This is a genomic window from Streptomyces sp. DT2A-34, from assembly GCF_030499515.1.
In the GTDB taxonomy this organism is placed as follows: domain Bacteria; phylum Actinomycetota; class Actinomycetes; order Streptomycetales; family Streptomycetaceae; genus Streptomyces.
Genome location: NZ_JASTWJ010000001.1, coordinates 1,785,654 through 1,800,481, shown reverse-complemented (window position 1 = coordinate 1,800,481; position 14,828 = coordinate 1,785,654). Strand labels below are relative to the sequence as shown.

The window sequence follows — 14,828 nt, the reverse complement described above, 5'->3', positions numbered from 1 at the left end:
CACCGGCCCTCCCCACTGGGGAGGATGGGAGCCCCTTACATCTATCCGTGGTCTGTCAGGGGCGGTGATCAGGGCAGGGCGCCATAAGGTGGCCGAATGACGACGACGTATGCGGCGCTGCTGCGCGGAATCAACGTGGGCGGCAGCAGAAGAGTCCCGATGGCCGACCTGCGCACCCTGATGACCGGCCTCGGTTACGACGGCGTACGCACCTACCTGCAGAGCGGGCAGGCGGTCTTCGCCGGCGACCACGGCGACGAGGAGTCCCTGGCCGCGGAGCTCGCGTCGGCGATCGAGAAGCACTTCGGCTTCACCGTGGACGTGATCGTGCGCGACCATGCCTATCTCAAGGCGGTCGCCGACAACTGCCCCTTCCCCGCAGCGGAGTTGGAGCCCAAACAGCTCCATGTCACCTACTGCTCCGCCCCGGTCGATGCCGAGCGCTTCGCGGAGATCGACCCGGCCGCCTACCTCCCGGAGGAGTTCCGGCTCGGCGACCGGGCGCTGTACCTGTACGCCCCGAACGGCCTCGGGCGGTCCAAGCTCGCCGAAATTCTGTCGCGGCCCCGGCTCAACAAGGGTTTGATCGCCACCAGCCGCAACTGGAACACCGTCGTGAAACTCGTGGAGATGACCGGTGACTGACGTCCGTACGCCTGCCGTGGAGGCCGCCATCGAGGGCGAACTGCGCCTTCTTCAGCCGGAGGTCCGGTCCTCGCCGGAGCTGCTCGGGAAGCTGCTGCACCCGGAGTTCCGGGAGTTCGGCGCGTCGGGGCGGTACTGGGACCGGACGTCGATCATCGAGTCGCTGCTCGCGGGCAACGAACCGGGGCCCCGGCCCGTCGTCGTCTCGCGGATGGAGGGCGTCCAGCTCGCGCCCGATGTCGTCCACCTCACCTTCGACACGGAGCACAACGGCCGTCGGGCGCACCGCAGTTCGCTGTGGCGGCGGACGGGGGACGGGTGGCGCATGTACTTCCACCAGGGGACGCTGTTCAGCGGAGAGTGACCCTTCGTACGCCGCCGTAGGTCGTGTACGAGGTGATCTCGTCCGGCACCGTGAACCGCGGGTCCTCGTACAGCCGCCGCGACTCGCCCTCGGAGCCGGCCGCGACGACCGCGTCGACCAGCGTGAGGTCCTCCTTCGTGAGCGACGCGTCGTCGGCGATCTCCGGACCCCAGCTGTCCCAGGACAGAACCTCCACGCCGTTGAGAGCGGCCAGGTCCTGTCACTCGACGGTCGCCCACGCGATCGAGGGAGTGGACCCCAGCATCGCCCTCGCGGTGGACGACGCACCCGACGACGTCCTCTTCGTCGCCGTCGACTCCGATAACGATCTTCCCCCCGAGATCGAGAAGCTGATCAAGGGCTCTTGACGCCGAGTGAGGGGCGCGGGCGCCACCCAACTGCGGCGCTTGCGCCCCTCACGAGTTCCGATCCCGGCTTCGCGAACTGTGCGCCACCGCGCTGTCGATGTCTCAGATCTGCCCAGGTCAAGCTCTCATCGACAAGGACGCTCGGCCAGGACCGGGGCTGGGCGGATGCTTCCGCCGGTCATACGACTACCTCAACGGCGAGCTCGTCCTCCTCGGCTGGCCGACGAAGCGGGCGGCCCCGCGGACACCGCGTAGAACCGGACCGTCGCTCTCAGGCGCCCACGGCCGCCGGCACCGGCACCCCGGCCGCGTCGTACCGCTCCAGCAGCACCCACGCCACCTCGGGCGCCGCCCCGAGCACGTTTGCCAGTACGTCCGCCTCGGCCGCGCCCCGCGCGATGCGGTCCGGGAGGAAGCCCGGGGCCAGGACGTACGGGGCCACGGCCACGCGCGCGCAGCCGAGGGCCCGCAGTTCGCGGACGGCGTCCTCGGTGCGGGAGAACCCCGCGGGAGAACCAGCGGAGGCGAACGCAGGCCGCACGGCGCACCAACCGGTGTGCCGCCACTCCCGCGCGATTTCTGCGATCACTGCGATCGCCTCCGGGTCGGTGGACCCCGCCGAGGCCAGCACGACCCCGGTCGAGGACTTGTCGGCGGGCGTCAGCCCCGCCTCGTACAGCCGCCGCTCCAGGGCCGCCAGGAGCAGCGGCGACGGCCCCAGCACCTCGGCCTGCCGGATCCGCAGCTGCGGCGGCGCGTCCCGCAGGACCGCCGGGATGTCGGCCTTCGCGTGGAACGCCCTGGTCAGGAGCAGGGGCAGCGCTACGACGTCGCGGACGCCCTCCGCCGCCAAGGACTCCAGCACCCCCTGCACCGACGGGATGTTGAAGTCCAGGAAGCCGGTCTCCACCCGTACGTCCGGGCGCAGCGAGCGCACCCGGCGTACCAGGGCATGCACCGTCGCGGCATGCCGCGGGTCACGGCTGCCGTGGGCGATGACGAGAAGAACCGGCTTGTTGAACACAGGACTTCAGCTCCTTGCCAGCAAACCGCGGCTGCGCAGTACCCACCGCTCCAGCGGGCTGAAGATCAGCAGGTCGATGGCGATGCCGACGACGAGGATGAGCAGGATCGCGAAGAACACCATGGACATGGAACTGTTGTTGCGGCCGTTCTCCAGCAACTGGCCCAGGCCGACGCCCAGGTCGGGGTGGGAGGCGATGATCTCGGCGGCCATCAGTGAGCGCCAGGAGAAGGCCCAGCCCTGCTTCAGGCCTGCCAGATAGCCGGGCAGCGCGGCCGGCATCACGATGTGCCAGGTGCCCTTCAGACCCGTCGCGCCCAGGGTGCGGCCCGCTCGCAGGAACAGCGGGGGCACCTGGTCGACGCCGGACACCAGACCGTTGGCGATGGAGGGGACCGCGCCGAGCAGGATCACGGCGTACATCATGGAGTTGTTCAGGCCCAGCCAGAGCACGGCGGGTGCCACCCAGGCCACCGACGGCAGGGACTGCAGGCCGGACAGGATGGGCCCGATGGCGGCCCGGACGAACTTCACCCGGGCGACGAGCAGTCCGAGCGGGGTTCCGATGGCGAGTGCCATGAGGAAGCCGAGCAGGCCGCGTGAGACGGACGTCCAGATGTAGTCGAAGAGGGTGCCCTGGAGCCAGGACTCGCGTACCTCGCCCCATACGTCGGACGGCGAGGGCAGCTTGTACGCGGGGGCGACCTCGGCCCACACCAGCAGCTGCCACACCACCAGGACCAGCGCGATCGCGGTGACGGGCGGCAGCACCTTGCGGGTCAGGGTCTCGCGCAGCGGCGTACGGCTCGTCTGGACCGTCTCCAGGGCGTCGAGTCCGGCCTCAAGTCCCGCCAGATCGTTGGGGTCCTGCGGCTCACCGGCAGGCTCACCGGCCGCCGGGGAGCCGTCCTTCTTGGCGTCGACCTTGGCGTCGACCTCGATGTCCACGCCGTTGTCAGTGCTGGCCATGGCGGCGGATCTCCCCACGCAGTTCTTCGGTGATCTCGACGGACAGCTCGGCGACCGCGGTGTCCTCGATGCGGCGCGGCTGCGGGATGCCGACCGTCCACTCCCGGGCGATACGGCCAGGGCGGGAGGACAGCAGGACGACGCGCTGGGCGAGGCGGACCGCCTCGCGCACGTTGTGTGTCACGAACAGCACCGACAGCTGCGTCTCGCGCCAGATACGGGTCAGTTCGTCGTGCAGCACGTCACGGGTGATGGCGTCCAGTGCGGCGAACGGCTCGTCCATCAGCAGCAGCTTGCTGTCCTGGGCGAGCGCCCGCGCCAGTGCGACGCGCTGGCGCATACCGCCGGACAGTTCGTGCACCCGCTTGCCGTACGCGCCCTTCAGCCGGACCAGTTCGAGGAGCTCCTCGGCCCGCTCGCGCCGCTCGGCCTTGGCGACGCCCCGGAGCTTGAGGGCGAGTTCGATGTTCTTGCCCGCGGTCAGCCACGGGAACAGGGCGTGCTCCTGGAACATCAGCGCTGGCCGGCCGTCGGTCGTGATGCTGCCCGCGCTGGGCTTGTCCAGCCCGGCAACCAGGTTCAGCAGCGTCGACTTGCCGCAGCCGGACGCCCCGAGGAGGGTGACGAACTCGCCGGGCGCGACATCGAGCGTGATGTCGTCGAGGACGAGCTGCTGCCCGGCCGGGCCGGCGAACGACTTCGAGACGTGGTCGATACGCGCGGCGTGCTCCACGGACACATCCGTGTCGGCGGCCTTGGCGAGGGCGGTTGCCATGGTCGTCACCTCCTGGGAACTCATCGGGATCAGTGCCTTGCTCACGACTTCACGACTGCGGGACTCACGACTTCACGCCGAGTCCGGCGTCGTCGACCTCGGGTTCGCCCTCGGCCTTGAGGACCTTGTTCAGCGGTGTCAGGTCGTAGATGCCGGTCAGGTCCGGCTTCTGCAGCAGCCCCGCCTTGACCGCGTGCTCGGCCTCGGTCGCGAGCGTGGCCGCCAGCGGGTCGTCGGTGACGTGGATGGACTGCCACGCCGGGTCGAGTACATCGGCCGGCAGCGCCTTGCCGGTGTCGGCCTTCAGCTGGGCGTTCGCCGCGGCCTTCGCCTTCTCCGGGTTGGCGTCGATCCACTTGTTGATCTTCACGGAGGCGCGCAGTACGGCCTCCACGGCCTTCGGGTGCTCCTTCAGGAAGCTCTGCGACACGATGACGTTCGTGATCACGAATTTCTTGTCCGGCCACAGGTCCGCCTCGTCGAGGAGCACCTTCCCGCCCTCGGCGACCAGCTTGGACGCGGTCGGCTCGGGCACCCAGGCACCGTCGACGGAGCCGGACCGGTAGGCGTCCGGGACGACCTTGTTGTCGGTGCGGACGACGGAGACGTCGCCCTCGCCGCTCTGCGCGTCGACCTTCCAGCCCTGCTCGGAGGCCCAGTTGAGGAACGCCACGTCCTGGGTGTTGCCGAGCTGCGGCGTGGCAATCCTCTTGCCCTTGACGTCCTTCAGGGACTTGATCTTCTCCGGGTTGACGACGAACTTCACGCCGCCCGACGCCGAACCGGAGACGATGCGCAGGTTCTTGCCGTTCGCCTTGACGTAGCCGTTGACGGCGGGGGAGGGGCCGATCCAGCCGATGTCGATGGACTCGGAGTTCAGCGCCTCGATCTCCGAGGGACCCGCGTTGAACGGGACGTACTCCGCCGTCGTGCCGCCCAGCTCCTTCTGGAACAGCCCCTCCTGCCGGCCGACCAGCGCGGTGGCATGGGTGAGGTTCCCGAAGTACCCGATCCGCACCGAGTCCAGGCCGTCGACCTTGGGCGCCCCGGCTATGGCCTGCTCGGTGTTCTCCTTGGCCTGCGAGCCGTAGCCGCAGGCCGCGAGGGCGAGCAGCGGCAGCGCGGCCAGGACCGCGAGGGTCCGGCGCGGGGCGGGGGTGGCAGGCACGGGAGGGTTTCCTCTCGGTGGCCCGGCGCTCACGCCCTTACCAGGTCGCGGCCGGGAGGTCGGCGGGTTCGTCCGGAGCGGCACGCATGTGGTGCGCGCGGGTCAGCGCACACATCGCGACACTCCGCCCTGCCCGCTTCCGAGGGCGCCGCTGCCGACGCGGCCGCCCTCCTTCGCGAACGTGGAGTAGTAGTCGAGGGCCTTCATGTCAGAAGTCCCAACCGTCGTCGTCGGCCTCGTCCTTGACCGGCTCGGGCGAGGCGAACGACTCGCCGACCATGCCCGCGGTGAGCGTCGTGCCGTCGTTCGGGTCGATCAGGATGAACGAGCCGGTGCGGCGCGAGTCGGCGTAGGAGTCGACCGGCAGCGGCTCGGCGGTGCGGATCTTCACCCGGCCGATGTCGTTGGCGACGAGCTGTCCCGGGTGCGGATGCAGGGACAGGTCGTCGAGGGTCAGCCGGGACGGGATGTCCTTGACGATCGCCTTGACCGTGCGGGTGCCGTGCTTGAGCAGCACACGGTGGCCGACGGTCAGCGGGGCGTCGGCGACGTGGCAGACGGTGGCCTCGATGTCCTGCGTGGTCGGGGGCGCGTCCTTGGCCGGCACGATCAGGTCGCCGCGCGAGATGTCGATGTCGTCCTCCAGCAGGACGGTCACCGACTGGGTGGTCCACGCGATGTCGACCGGCTCGCCCAGCAGGTCGATGCCGGAGATCTTCGACGTACGGCCCGACGGCAGCACGGTCACCGACTCGCCCACGCGGAAGGAACCGGCGGCGATCTGACCGGCGTAACCCCGGTAGTCGGGATGCTCGGCGGTCTGCGGGCGGATCACGTACTGCACGGGGAGGCGCGCGTGGCAGTGGCTCAGGTCGTGGGTGACCGGGACCGTCTCCAGGTGCTCCAGGAAGGTCGGCCCGCCGTACCAGTCCATGTTCGCGGACGGGTCCACGACGTTGTCGCCGGCCAGCGCGGAGATCGGGATCGCGGTGATCTCCGGGACGCCCAGTTCGAGCGCGTACGCCGTGAACTCCTCGGCGATCGCGGCGAAGACGGACTCCTGGTAGTCGACCAGGTCCATCTTGTTCACGGCCAGCACCACGTGCGGCACGCGCAGCAGAGCCGCGATCGCCGCGTGCCGGCGGGTCTGCTCGACGACGCCGTTGCGGGCGTCGACCAGGATCACCGTCAGCTCGGCCGTCGACGCGCCGGTGACCATGTTGCGCGTGTACTGCACATGGCCGGGCGTGTCGGCGAGGATGAACCGGCGCCGGGGCGTGGCGAAGTAGCGGTACGCCACGTCGATCGTGATGCCCTGCTCGCGCTCGGCCCGCAGACCGTCCGTCAGCAGCGCGAGGTCCGGGGCCTCCTGGCCGCGGCTCGCGGAGGCGCGCTCGACGGCCTCCAGCTGGTCGGTGAGGATCGACTTGGAGTCGTGCAGCAGCCGCCCGACGAGGGTGGACTTGCCGTCGTCGACGGAGCCCGCGGTGGCGAACCGCAGCAGGGTCGTGGCCGAGAGCTCCTCGGTTGTCGTCGTGCTCATGCTTAGAAGTACCCCTCGCGCTTACGGTCTTCCATCGCGGCCTCGGACATCTTGTCGTCGGCGCGGGTCGCGCCGCGCTCGGTGAGCCGGGAGGCGGCGATCTCGGTGATGACCTGCTCCAGGCTCACCGCGTCCGAGTCGACGGCACCGGTGCAGGACATGTCGCCCACGGTCCGGTAGCGGACGAGCCGCTTCTCGACCGTCTCGCCGTCCTTCGGCCCGCCCCACTCACCGGCGGTCAGCCACATGCCGGCCCGCTTGAAGACCTCGCGCTCGTGCGCGAAGTAGATCTCCGGCAGCTCGATGCCCTCGCGGGCGATGTACTGCCAGACGTCCAGCTCGGTCCAGTTGGACAGCGGGAACACCCGGACGTGCTCGCCGGGAGCGTGGCGGCCGTTGTAGAGGTTCCACAGCTCGGGTCGCTGCCGGCGCGGGTCCCACTGCGAGAACTCGTCCCGCAGCGAGAACACGCGCTCCTTGGCCCGAGCCTTCTCCTCGTCACGCCGCCCGCCGCCGAACACCGCGTCGAACTTCTCGCTCTGGATCTTCTCCGTCAGCGGCAGTGTCTGCAGCGGGTTACGGGTGCCGTCCGGACGCTCCTTGAGCACCCCGCGGTCGATGTAGTCCTGCACCGACGCGACATGCAGCCGCAGACCGTGCTTGGCGACCGTGCGGTCCCGGTACTCGAGGACCTCGGGGAAGTTGTGCCCGGTGTCCACGTGCAGCAGCGAGAAGGGGATCGCGGCGGGGGCGAACGCCTTCAGCGCCAGGTGCAGCATGACGATGGAGTCCTTGCCGCCGGAGAACAGGATCACCGGCCGCTCGAACTCGCCCGCCACCTCGCGGAAGATGTGCACCGCCTCGGACTCCAGCGCGTCCAGGTGCGAGAGGGCGTACGGGGCATCCGTGCCCTCCTCGACCGTGGCGACGGTCGTCGTCATGCCAGTCCCCTTTCGCTGAGCAGGGCGTACACCGACGCCGCGGACTCCTGCACGGTCTGGTTCTGGGACTCGATGCGCAGGTCGGGCGACTCGGGCTCCTCGTACGGGTCGTCGACGCCGGTCAGGCCCGTCAGCTCGCCCGCGGCCTGCTTGGCGTACAGACCCTTCACATCGCGTACGGAGCACACGTCGACCGGAGTGGCCACATGGACCTCCAGGTACGCCGCCCCGCTCTCCTGGTGGCGCTTGCGCACCGCGTCACGGCTGTCGGCGTAGGGCGCGATCACGGGGACGAGCGCCTTGACGCCGTTACGGGCGAGCAGTTCGGCGAGGAAGCCGATGCGCTGCACGTTGGTGTGCCGGTCCTCGCGGCTGAAGCCGAGGCCCGCCGAGATGAACTCGCGGATCTCGTCGCCGTCGAGCACCTCGACGCGGTGGCCCTCCTCGCGGAGCCGGCCGGCCAGCTCGTAGGCGATGGTGGTCTTGCCGGCGCTCGGCAGACCCGTGAGCCAGACGGTGGCTCCGCTCGTCACGTGGTTCTCCCAGTTCGCAGAATTCGTAGAAGACTCAGTCATGGTCAGCCGTGCAGCCCGCACTCGGTCTTGGCGCTGCCCGCCCAACGGCCGGCGCGCGCGTCCTCGCCCTCCAGGACCCGGCGGGTGCAGGGCGCACAGCCGACGGAGGCGTAACCGTCCATCAGCAGCGGGTTGGTGAGGACGCCGTGCTCGGTGACGTAGGCGTCCACGTCGTCCTGGGTCCAGCGGGCGATCGGGGAGATCTTGACCTTCTGCCGCTTCTCGTCCCAGCCGACGACCGGGGTGTTCGCCCGGGTCGGGGACTCGTCGCGGCGCAGCCCGGTCGCCCAGGCCACATAGCCCTTGAGGCCCCGCTCCAGCGGCTCCACCTTGCGCAGCTTGCAGCACAGGTCGGGGTCGCGGTCGTGCAGCTTGGGGCCGTACTCGGCGTCCTGCTCGGCGACGGTCTGGCGCGGGGTGAGGGTGATGACGTTGACGTCCATCACGGCCTCGACCGCGTCGCGGGTGCCGATGGTCTCCTCGAAGTGGTAGCCGGTGTCGAGGAACACGACGTCGACGCCGGGCATCGCGCGGGAGGCGAGGTGGGCGACCACCGCGTCCTCCATCGACGAGGTCACACAGAAGCGCTTGCCGAACGTGTCGGTCGCCCACTGGAGGATCTCCAGCGCGGAGGCGTCCTCCAGGTCACGGCCCGCCTGCTCGGCGAGCGCCTTGAGATCGTCTGTCGTGCGCTCTTCCTGAATCGCCGTCATATCTCGTCTCCCCCTGCGTCGTGGTGCTGAAGGCCCCGGGCGAGCAGCCCGAGGAACTTCAGCTGGAATGCGCGGTTGCACGCCGCGCATTCCCACGCGCCGTGGCCGCCTTCCAGGGCTTCGCTCGGCCGGAGGTCCTCGTCGCCGCAGTAGGGGCAGTAGAAGGGGGCGGCCCGCTCGCTCATGACAGGGCCTCCTCGGAGGCGCGCGCCGCCCAGGTGGCGAACCGCTCGCCGTCCTCGCGCTCGTCCTGGAAGCGCTTGAGGACCCGCTCGACGTAGTCGGGCAGCTCGTCGGAGGTGACCTTCAGGCCACGCACCTTGCGCCCGAACCCGGCCTCCAGGCCGAGCGCGCCGCCCAGGTGCACCTGGTAGCCCTCGACCTGCTCGCCGTTGTCGTCGAGGACGAGCTGGCCCTTGAGACCGATGTCCGCGACCTGGATACGGGCGCAGGCGTTCGGGCAGCCGTTGATGTTGATGGTGATCGGCTCGTCGAAGTCCGGGATCCGGCGCTCCAGTTCGTCGATCAGCTGGGAGCCGCGCGCCTTGGTCTCGACGATGGCGAGCTTGCAGTACTCGATGCCGGTGCAGGCCATGGTGCCGCGCCGGAAGGGGGAGGGCTTGGTGGTGAGGTCCAGGGCCTCCAGGGCCTCGGCCAGCGACTCGACCTGCGCCTCCTCGACATCGAGGATGATCATCTTCTGCTCGACGGTGGTACGCACCCGGCCCGAGCCGTGTGCCTCGGCCAGCTCGGCGATCTTCGTGAGCGTGGCGCCGTCGACGCGGCCGACGCGCGGGGCGAAACCGACGTAGAAACGACCGTCCTTCTGCCGGTGCACACCGACGTGGTCGCGCCAGCGCTCCACGGGCTGGGCGGGGGCGGGACCGTCGACCAGCTTCCGCTTCAGGTACTCGTCCTCCAGCACCTGACGGAACTTCTCGGCGCCCCAGTCGGCGACCAGGAACTTCAGGCGGGCGCGGGTGCGCAGCCGCCGGTAGCCGTAGTCGCGGAAGATCGAGATGACGCCCTCGTAGACCTCCGGCACCTCGTCCAGCGGCACCCAGGCGCCCAGCCGGACGCCGATCTTCGGGTTGGTGGACAGGCCGCCGCCGACCCACAGGTCGAAGCCGGGGCCGTGCTCGGGGTGGTTCACGCCGACGAAGGCGACGTCGTTGATCTCGTGCGCCACGTCCAGCAGCGGCGAGCCGGAGATCGCGGACTTGAACTTGCGGGGCAGGTTCGAGAACGCCTTGTTGCCGATGATCCGGCGCTGGATCTCGTCGATGGCCGGGCTGCCGTCGATGATCTCGTCCGCGGCGATCCCGGCGACCGGCGAGCCGATGACGACACGGGGCGTGTCACCGCAGGCCTCGGTGGTGGACAGGCCGACGGCCTCCAGGCGGTTCCAGATCTCGGGCACGTCCTCGATCCGGATCCAGTGGTACTGGACGTTCTGCCGGTCGGTGATGTCCGCGGTGCCGCGCGCGAACTCCTGCGAGATCTCGCCGATGACGCGCAGCTGCTGCGTGGTCAGCCGACCGCCGTCGATCCGCACCCGCAGCATGAAGTAGGAGTCGTCGAGCTCCTCCGGCTCCAGGATGGCGGTCTTGCCGCCGTCGATCCCGGGCTTGCGCTGGGTGTACAGCCCCCACCAGCGCATACGGCCACGCAGATCGTTCGGGTCGATGGAGTCGAAGCCGCGCTTGGAGTAGATCGTCTCAATGCGTGTCCGCACATTGAGACCGTCGTCGTCCTTCTTGAACTGTTCGTTGCCGTTGAGCGGGGTGAAGTGCCCCGCGGCCCACTGACCCTCACCGCGGTGACGGCTCACCTTGCGGCGGGGAGTCGCGGCGGCAGGTTTCTGCGGGGTGGCGGCCATGGTTGTTACGTCCTTCGGGACAGGCGGGAAAGCGGCTCTGACCTGCGCGTGCGGGCGCGTGGGCATGCGTGCGCGGCATTGCGCAGGGAGGAAAGCGAAAAGAGGGAGGTGTCGGGCGCTGCGGGGCTGTCAGCGCGCCGGACAGATGGCGCTGGACATGCGGCCGAGGTCGACGTGGCGTCGACTCACCAAGGCAATTCCAGTTCCAGACATGACGGAAGCGTGGCACGGCAATCTGGACACAGTCCAGCTTCGTCCATTATGCGGACACCCTTGTCTCGGAGAGCGAGACAAGGGTGGTCTCGGTCACATGGCCCATTTGGGCCGTTTCTGGCCAGGTCAGCCGGGGTAGGCCCCCGGCCACGGACCGGTCGGCGCGGCCTCGGCCTCCTCCTCGACCTTGGTGTCGAAGAGCTTGAAGCCACGGCGCAGGTAGTTGGCCATGGCGTGCTCCCCGTCCTTGCAGCACGTATGCAGCCACACCCGCTTCGTCGGCGCCAGCCCCGGCCAGCGCTCCGCGAGGTCCCAGGCGCGGGCGGCGCCGTACGCCAGCAGGTGGCCGCCGATCCGGCGTCCGCGGAAGGCCGGAATCAGGCCGAAGTGGATGATCTCCACGACCCCGTCGTCCTGCGGTTCCAGCTCCAGATAGCCCGCCGGCGTTCCCCGGTCGTAGGCGACCCACGTCTCGACACCCGGACGCGCCAGATGCTCCTGCCACTGCGCGTACGTCCAACCGAGCTGGTCCAGCCAGAGGACGTCCCCGCCCACCGACACGTACAGAAACCGGCTGAACTCGGGCGAGGGCACCTCGGCCCGCACGATCCGCACGTCGCCCTGCGGGGCTTGGGCCGGGAGGAGGTCGGTGGGTGCGGTCTGTTCCAGGGACCAGGTGGTCACGGGGATGTTGGTCATGACGGCCAGGGAATCATCCGGCCGGCCGATCTGTCGATCGGCGTCCGTGACCGCAGGGCCCCGCGACGCAGGGATGATCCAACGGCAGGGGCTAGCCCAGCGCCCTGTCGATCGACTCCAGCGGCACGGCGAACAGCATCTGACCCGACTGGGACCAGACCTCGCCGGTCGCCTCCCAGTACGACAGGGGCCCGGCCTGGACGCCCCAGCAGCGCGGGGCGTCCGCCGAGCCGCAGCGGGTCGCCTCGGCGCCCTCGGTGTCCTGGCGCCAGAGGCTGCCCTGCCGGTCCGTGGCGCCCGGGGCGCGGCCCAGGTACCAGTCGGAGCGGTCCGCCCCGGCCGCCCGGTGCGACAGCAGGCCCCTGATGCCGGACGCCTCCGTCTCGTACGCCTCGACGGCGTGCGCGGATCCGGTGGCGTCGGTGGCCAGCAGACCGGGGCGCGCCGGGTCCGTGCCGAAGTCGTAGCGCCACAGCCGGGCGGGCCGGTCGCTGTCGGCGGCGGTCCGTTCGCTCGCCACCAGGCTGTCGGGTGCCGTGCTGCGGTCGAGGGAGATGGCGCCGATGCGGGGAGCGGCGCTCCCGCCGGTCAGGCGGTACGAGCCGACGGCGGGCAGGACGAAGCGGTTGCCGTGCGCCGACCAGCCCCCCTCGACGCGGCCCACCGCGGCGCTGTCGACGGTGGTGCGCTGGACGCGGTTCATGTCGTAGACGTACAGGCCGTCGGCGGTGGTGACCAGCAGCTTGTCCTGGTACCAGACCATGCCGGACAGGCGGGAGGTCAGGGCGCGGTAGTCGCGTCCGCCGTCCACCGGGACGACGAGGAGGGCCGAGGCGTACCTGAGGCGGGCCAGGTCGTTCGCGTCGACGAAGGCGACCCGGGCGAGGCCCCGGTCGGCGCTGCCCTGGCTCCAGCCGGCCAGGAGCACCCGGTTGTCGTTCCACCAGCCGTCGTCGTCGGCGTCGCCCGAGGTGGTGACCGCCCCTGCCCGCCAGGCCCGGGTGTCGGCGGCGTCCCAGCAGTACGCGCGCGTGGCGGCCGGCGCGACCGGCAGCGCGGTGCGCTCGTCGGCCGTACAGCCGGACGCGGTGCGCAGGCTGCGGTCGGCGCTCTCCAGGACGGCACGGACACCCACCGGCTTGCCCATCCGGGAGGCGAGTTCGTCGAGCGTGGCCTGCGGGGCCAACTGCTCGTGGAGGCTGAGCGCGCCGGTCTCGGCGGCCCTGGTGAGCGGCTCCAGCGCCCCGGGGTTGTCGCCGACCGTGGCCTGTGAGGCGCTGATCACCGTGGCGGCCGCGGTGAGCGCGAGGGCGGTTCCGGCCAGGAACGCGCGCACGGCACGGCCCTGCTTGCGTCGACGGTGTCTGCCGCGGTGCTTCATCAAACCTCCCGAGGCGAGCCAACTGCCGCCATTGGTCTGTGTGTTGACCAAAAGAGCAGGTGGGGTGGCTCGTAGGGGGATGCTACGGCAGTGGAGCATGCTTGCGGACTAAGACCCCGCAAATATGCGGAAGATGCCACTCGGGCACACGGCACACTCAGGGCATATCGGTCGAGACCCGCCCCCGCGTCACGGCGGGCGCCGTCGAGTGCGGCAGCAGATCGCACGGGTCGTCCGGCAGCAGCACCTCGACCTCCGCGTCCTCGCGGAAGCGGTAGGGCCGATGCTCCAGGAACGCCCCGAGATAGCGCCGTACCCGCGACATCTCGGCGCGCACCGTCACCGTACGGCCCGCGTCGCCGAACATGTCCTCGGCCAGCCCCGCCGCGCTGCGGCCGGTGCGGTGCAGGGCCAGCAGATACAGCAACTCGGCGTGCCGGGGGCTCAGTTCATGGCTCCAGGAGCCCGCGCCGCCGGACACCGTCACCGACCAGCGGCGCGCCTGCGTCAGGTCCAGGGTGATCCGCGTCGCCCCGGGCGGCACCGGCTCGTCGGCGGCCCGCAGCAGCCAGCCGCCGGCCAGCGGCTCCACCGAGCACACGCCCAGCGCCGGCAGCCACCGTCGGCCCGGCGACAGGGACTTGGGCAGCGCGATCCGGTGCGCGTACGGCATCCCGGTCACCGCGGCCGTCCAGCCGTCCCGGTCCACCACCAGGGCCCGCCCGGGCAGCCGGGCCAGCACCGGCGCCGCCACCGCGCGCAGCCGTTCCAGCGAGGTCAGATGCACCTCGCGCAGCCGGGCCTCGGCGAGCTTGGCCACCGAGTCGACCCAGGCGAGCGTGGCCGGGTGCATGGTCTCCAGCGGCCCGCTGACGTCCACCACACCGATCAGCCGGCCGTCCCGCGGATCCGTGATGGGGGCGCCGGTGCAGGTCCAGGAGGTCTGCGAGCGCTGGAAGTGCTCGGAGGCGAAGACCTGCACCGGCCGGCGCACCACGGCCGGGGTGCCCACACCGTTCGTGCCGACGACGCTTTCCCGCCAGTCGGCGCCGAGTTCGAAGCCGAGGCCGTCGGCCTTGCGCAGCACGGAGGAGTTGCCCTCCCGCCACAGCACCCGGCCCTCGTCGTCGGCGACGACCATGATGTGGTGGGCGATGTCCGCGACCGACAGCAGCCCCTCGCGCAGCACCGGCAGCACATGCTTGAGCGCGCTGGACTCCCGGCGCCGCTGCACCTCCTCGCGGGACAGCAGCCCGGACCGGACGTCGTGGTCGGGATCGACACCGCTGCGTAGCATGCGTTCCCAGGACCGCTCGATCACCGGGCGCGGCGCGACGGGCGCGCGCTGTCCGGAGAGCGTGGCGGAGCGGACCTCGCTGAGTACTCGCGCCGCCCGCGCCGAATCCACGGCGGCGAGTTGCGTCAGGTCCGTCGGCGAGAGCGCCACGGGTCCCTCCCGGTTCGACTCATACTGAGTGTGCGTCTCATAGTGCCGTCCGATGCTCGCGGAGGGACACACTCCGCACTCGGACGCCAACAAGTTGCAACCCCTTGCAACCCTGGTGGACCGT

General features: G+C 70.5%; 18 protein-coding genes. 3 read left to right on the top strand and 15 right to left on the bottom strand.

The genetic code is table 11. The annotated features are described in order from the left end of the window. Window positions 1–96 precede the first annotated feature (96 nt). Window positions 97–645: a DUF1697 domain-containing protein gene (locus QQM39_RS07805; RefSeq protein ID WP_301995904.1), complete on the top strand. Its 549-nt coding sequence runs from the start codon at window positions 97–99 to the stop codon at window positions 643–645. Next, window positions 638–1,009 carry a nuclear transport factor 2 family protein gene (locus QQM39_RS07800; protein WP_301995903.1) on the top strand — a complete coding sequence of 124 codons (372 nt, stop codon included), beginning with the start codon at window positions 638–640 and terminating at the stop codon, window positions 1,007–1,009. Before QQM39_RS07805 ends, QQM39_RS07800 begins: the two co-directional genes overlap by 8 nt. Here the strand turns inward: QQM39_RS07800 and QQM39_RS07795 are convergent. Beyond that, complete coding sequence (locus QQM39_RS07795) at window positions 996–1,205, bottom strand: hypothetical protein (RefSeq protein ID WP_301995901.1); 210 nt, start codon at window positions 1,203–1,205, stop codon at window positions 996–998. The two genes, QQM39_RS07800 and QQM39_RS07795, sit on opposite strands and share 14 nt — an antisense overlap. A 55-nt stretch (window positions 1,206–1,260) precedes the next feature. Between QQM39_RS07795 and QQM39_RS07790 the strand changes: the two genes are divergently transcribed. Next, window positions 1,261–1,377: a DUF6281 family protein gene (locus tag QQM39_RS07790; protein WP_301995899.1), complete on the top strand. Its 117-nt coding sequence runs from the start codon at window positions 1,261–1,263 to the stop codon at window positions 1,375–1,377. Between the two features lie 271 nt (window positions 1,378–1,648). On the opposite strand, the gene QQM39_RS07785 is transcribed toward QQM39_RS07790, so the two are convergent. The 14 genes from QQM39_RS07785 to QQM39_RS07725 form a co-directional block, all read right to left on the bottom strand. Continuing rightward, on the bottom strand, window positions 1,649–2,401 hold the full coding sequence (locus tag QQM39_RS07785) for a sirohydrochlorin chelatase (RefSeq protein ID WP_301995897.1): 753 nt from the start codon (window positions 2,399–2,401) through the stop codon (window positions 1,649–1,651). A 6-nt stretch (window positions 2,402–2,407) separates the two neighbouring features. Next, window positions 2,408–3,370 (bottom strand): ABC transporter permease, encoded by a 963-nt coding sequence (locus QQM39_RS07780; RefSeq protein WP_301995896.1) that lies wholly within the window; start codon window positions 3,368–3,370, stop codon window positions 2,408–2,410. Further along, entirely contained in the window at window positions 3,357–4,145 is a 789-nt protein-coding gene (locus QQM39_RS07775) for an ABC transporter ATP-binding protein (RefSeq protein WP_301995895.1), read from the bottom strand. Before QQM39_RS07775 ends, QQM39_RS07780 begins: the two co-directional genes overlap by 14 nt. 64 nt (window positions 4,146–4,209) lie before the next feature. Beyond that, window positions 4,210–5,313 (bottom strand): aliphatic sulfonate ABC transporter substrate-binding protein, encoded by a 1,104-nt coding sequence (locus QQM39_RS07770; protein ID WP_301995894.1) that lies wholly within the window; start codon window positions 5,311–5,313, stop codon window positions 4,210–4,212. A gap of 208 nt (window positions 5,314–5,521) precedes the next feature. Continuing rightward, window positions 5,522–6,856 carry a sulfate adenylyltransferase subunit 1 gene (locus QQM39_RS07765; protein ID WP_301995893.1) on the bottom strand — a complete coding sequence of 445 codons (1,335 nt, stop codon included), beginning with the start codon at window positions 6,854–6,856 and terminating at the stop codon, window positions 5,522–5,524. A 2-nt stretch (window positions 6,857–6,858) separates the two neighbouring features. Further along, on the bottom strand, window positions 6,859–7,797 hold the full coding sequence (cysD, locus tag QQM39_RS07760) for a sulfate adenylyltransferase subunit CysD (RefSeq protein ID WP_301995891.1): 939 nt from the start codon (window positions 7,795–7,797) through the stop codon (window positions 6,859–6,861). Next, window positions 7,794–8,330: an adenylyl-sulfate kinase gene (gene cysC / locus QQM39_RS07755; protein ID WP_301995890.1), complete on the bottom strand. Its 537-nt coding sequence runs from the start codon at window positions 8,328–8,330 to the stop codon at window positions 7,794–7,796. Before cysC ends, cysD begins: the two co-directional genes overlap by 4 nt. 44 nt (window positions 8,331–8,374) lie before the next feature. Beyond that, the gene (locus QQM39_RS07750; protein ID WP_301995889.1) at window positions 8,375–9,085 is read right to left on the bottom strand and encodes a phosphoadenylyl-sulfate reductase; all 711 of its coding nucleotides are present in this window, start codon (window positions 9,083–9,085) and stop codon (window positions 8,375–8,377) included. After that, window positions 9,082–9,270: a hypothetical protein gene (locus QQM39_RS07745; RefSeq protein ID WP_301995888.1), complete on the bottom strand. Its 189-nt coding sequence runs from the start codon at window positions 9,268–9,270 to the stop codon at window positions 9,082–9,084. The genes QQM39_RS07750 and QQM39_RS07745 overlap by 4 nt, the downstream gene beginning before the upstream one ends. Beyond that, window positions 9,267–10,964: a nitrite/sulfite reductase gene (locus tag QQM39_RS07740; protein WP_301995887.1), complete on the bottom strand. Its 1,698-nt coding sequence runs from the start codon at window positions 10,962–10,964 to the stop codon at window positions 9,267–9,269. Before QQM39_RS07740 ends, QQM39_RS07745 begins: the two co-directional genes overlap by 4 nt. A 129-nt stretch (window positions 10,965–11,093) precedes the next feature. Continuing rightward, entirely contained in the window at window positions 11,094–11,177 is an 84-nt protein-coding gene (locus tag QQM39_RS46110) for a putative leader peptide (RefSeq protein WP_310591794.1), read from the bottom strand. Between the two features lie 126 nt (window positions 11,178–11,303). Further along, a complete protein-coding gene (locus QQM39_RS07735; RefSeq protein WP_301995886.1) occupies window positions 11,304–11,876 on the bottom strand; it encodes a GNAT family N-acetyltransferase in 573 nt (190 codons plus the stop codon). Window positions 11,877–11,967: 91 nt separating this feature from the next. Beyond that, window positions 11,968–13,257: a hypothetical protein gene (locus QQM39_RS07730; protein WP_301995885.1), complete on the bottom strand. Its 1,290-nt coding sequence runs from the start codon at window positions 13,255–13,257 to the stop codon at window positions 11,968–11,970. Window positions 13,258–13,414: 157 nt separating this feature from the next. Next, window positions 13,415–14,704: a GAF domain-containing protein gene (locus QQM39_RS07725; protein ID WP_301995884.1), complete on the bottom strand. Its 1,290-nt coding sequence runs from the start codon at window positions 14,702–14,704 to the stop codon at window positions 13,415–13,417. Window positions 14,705–14,828: the final 124 nt, after the last annotated feature.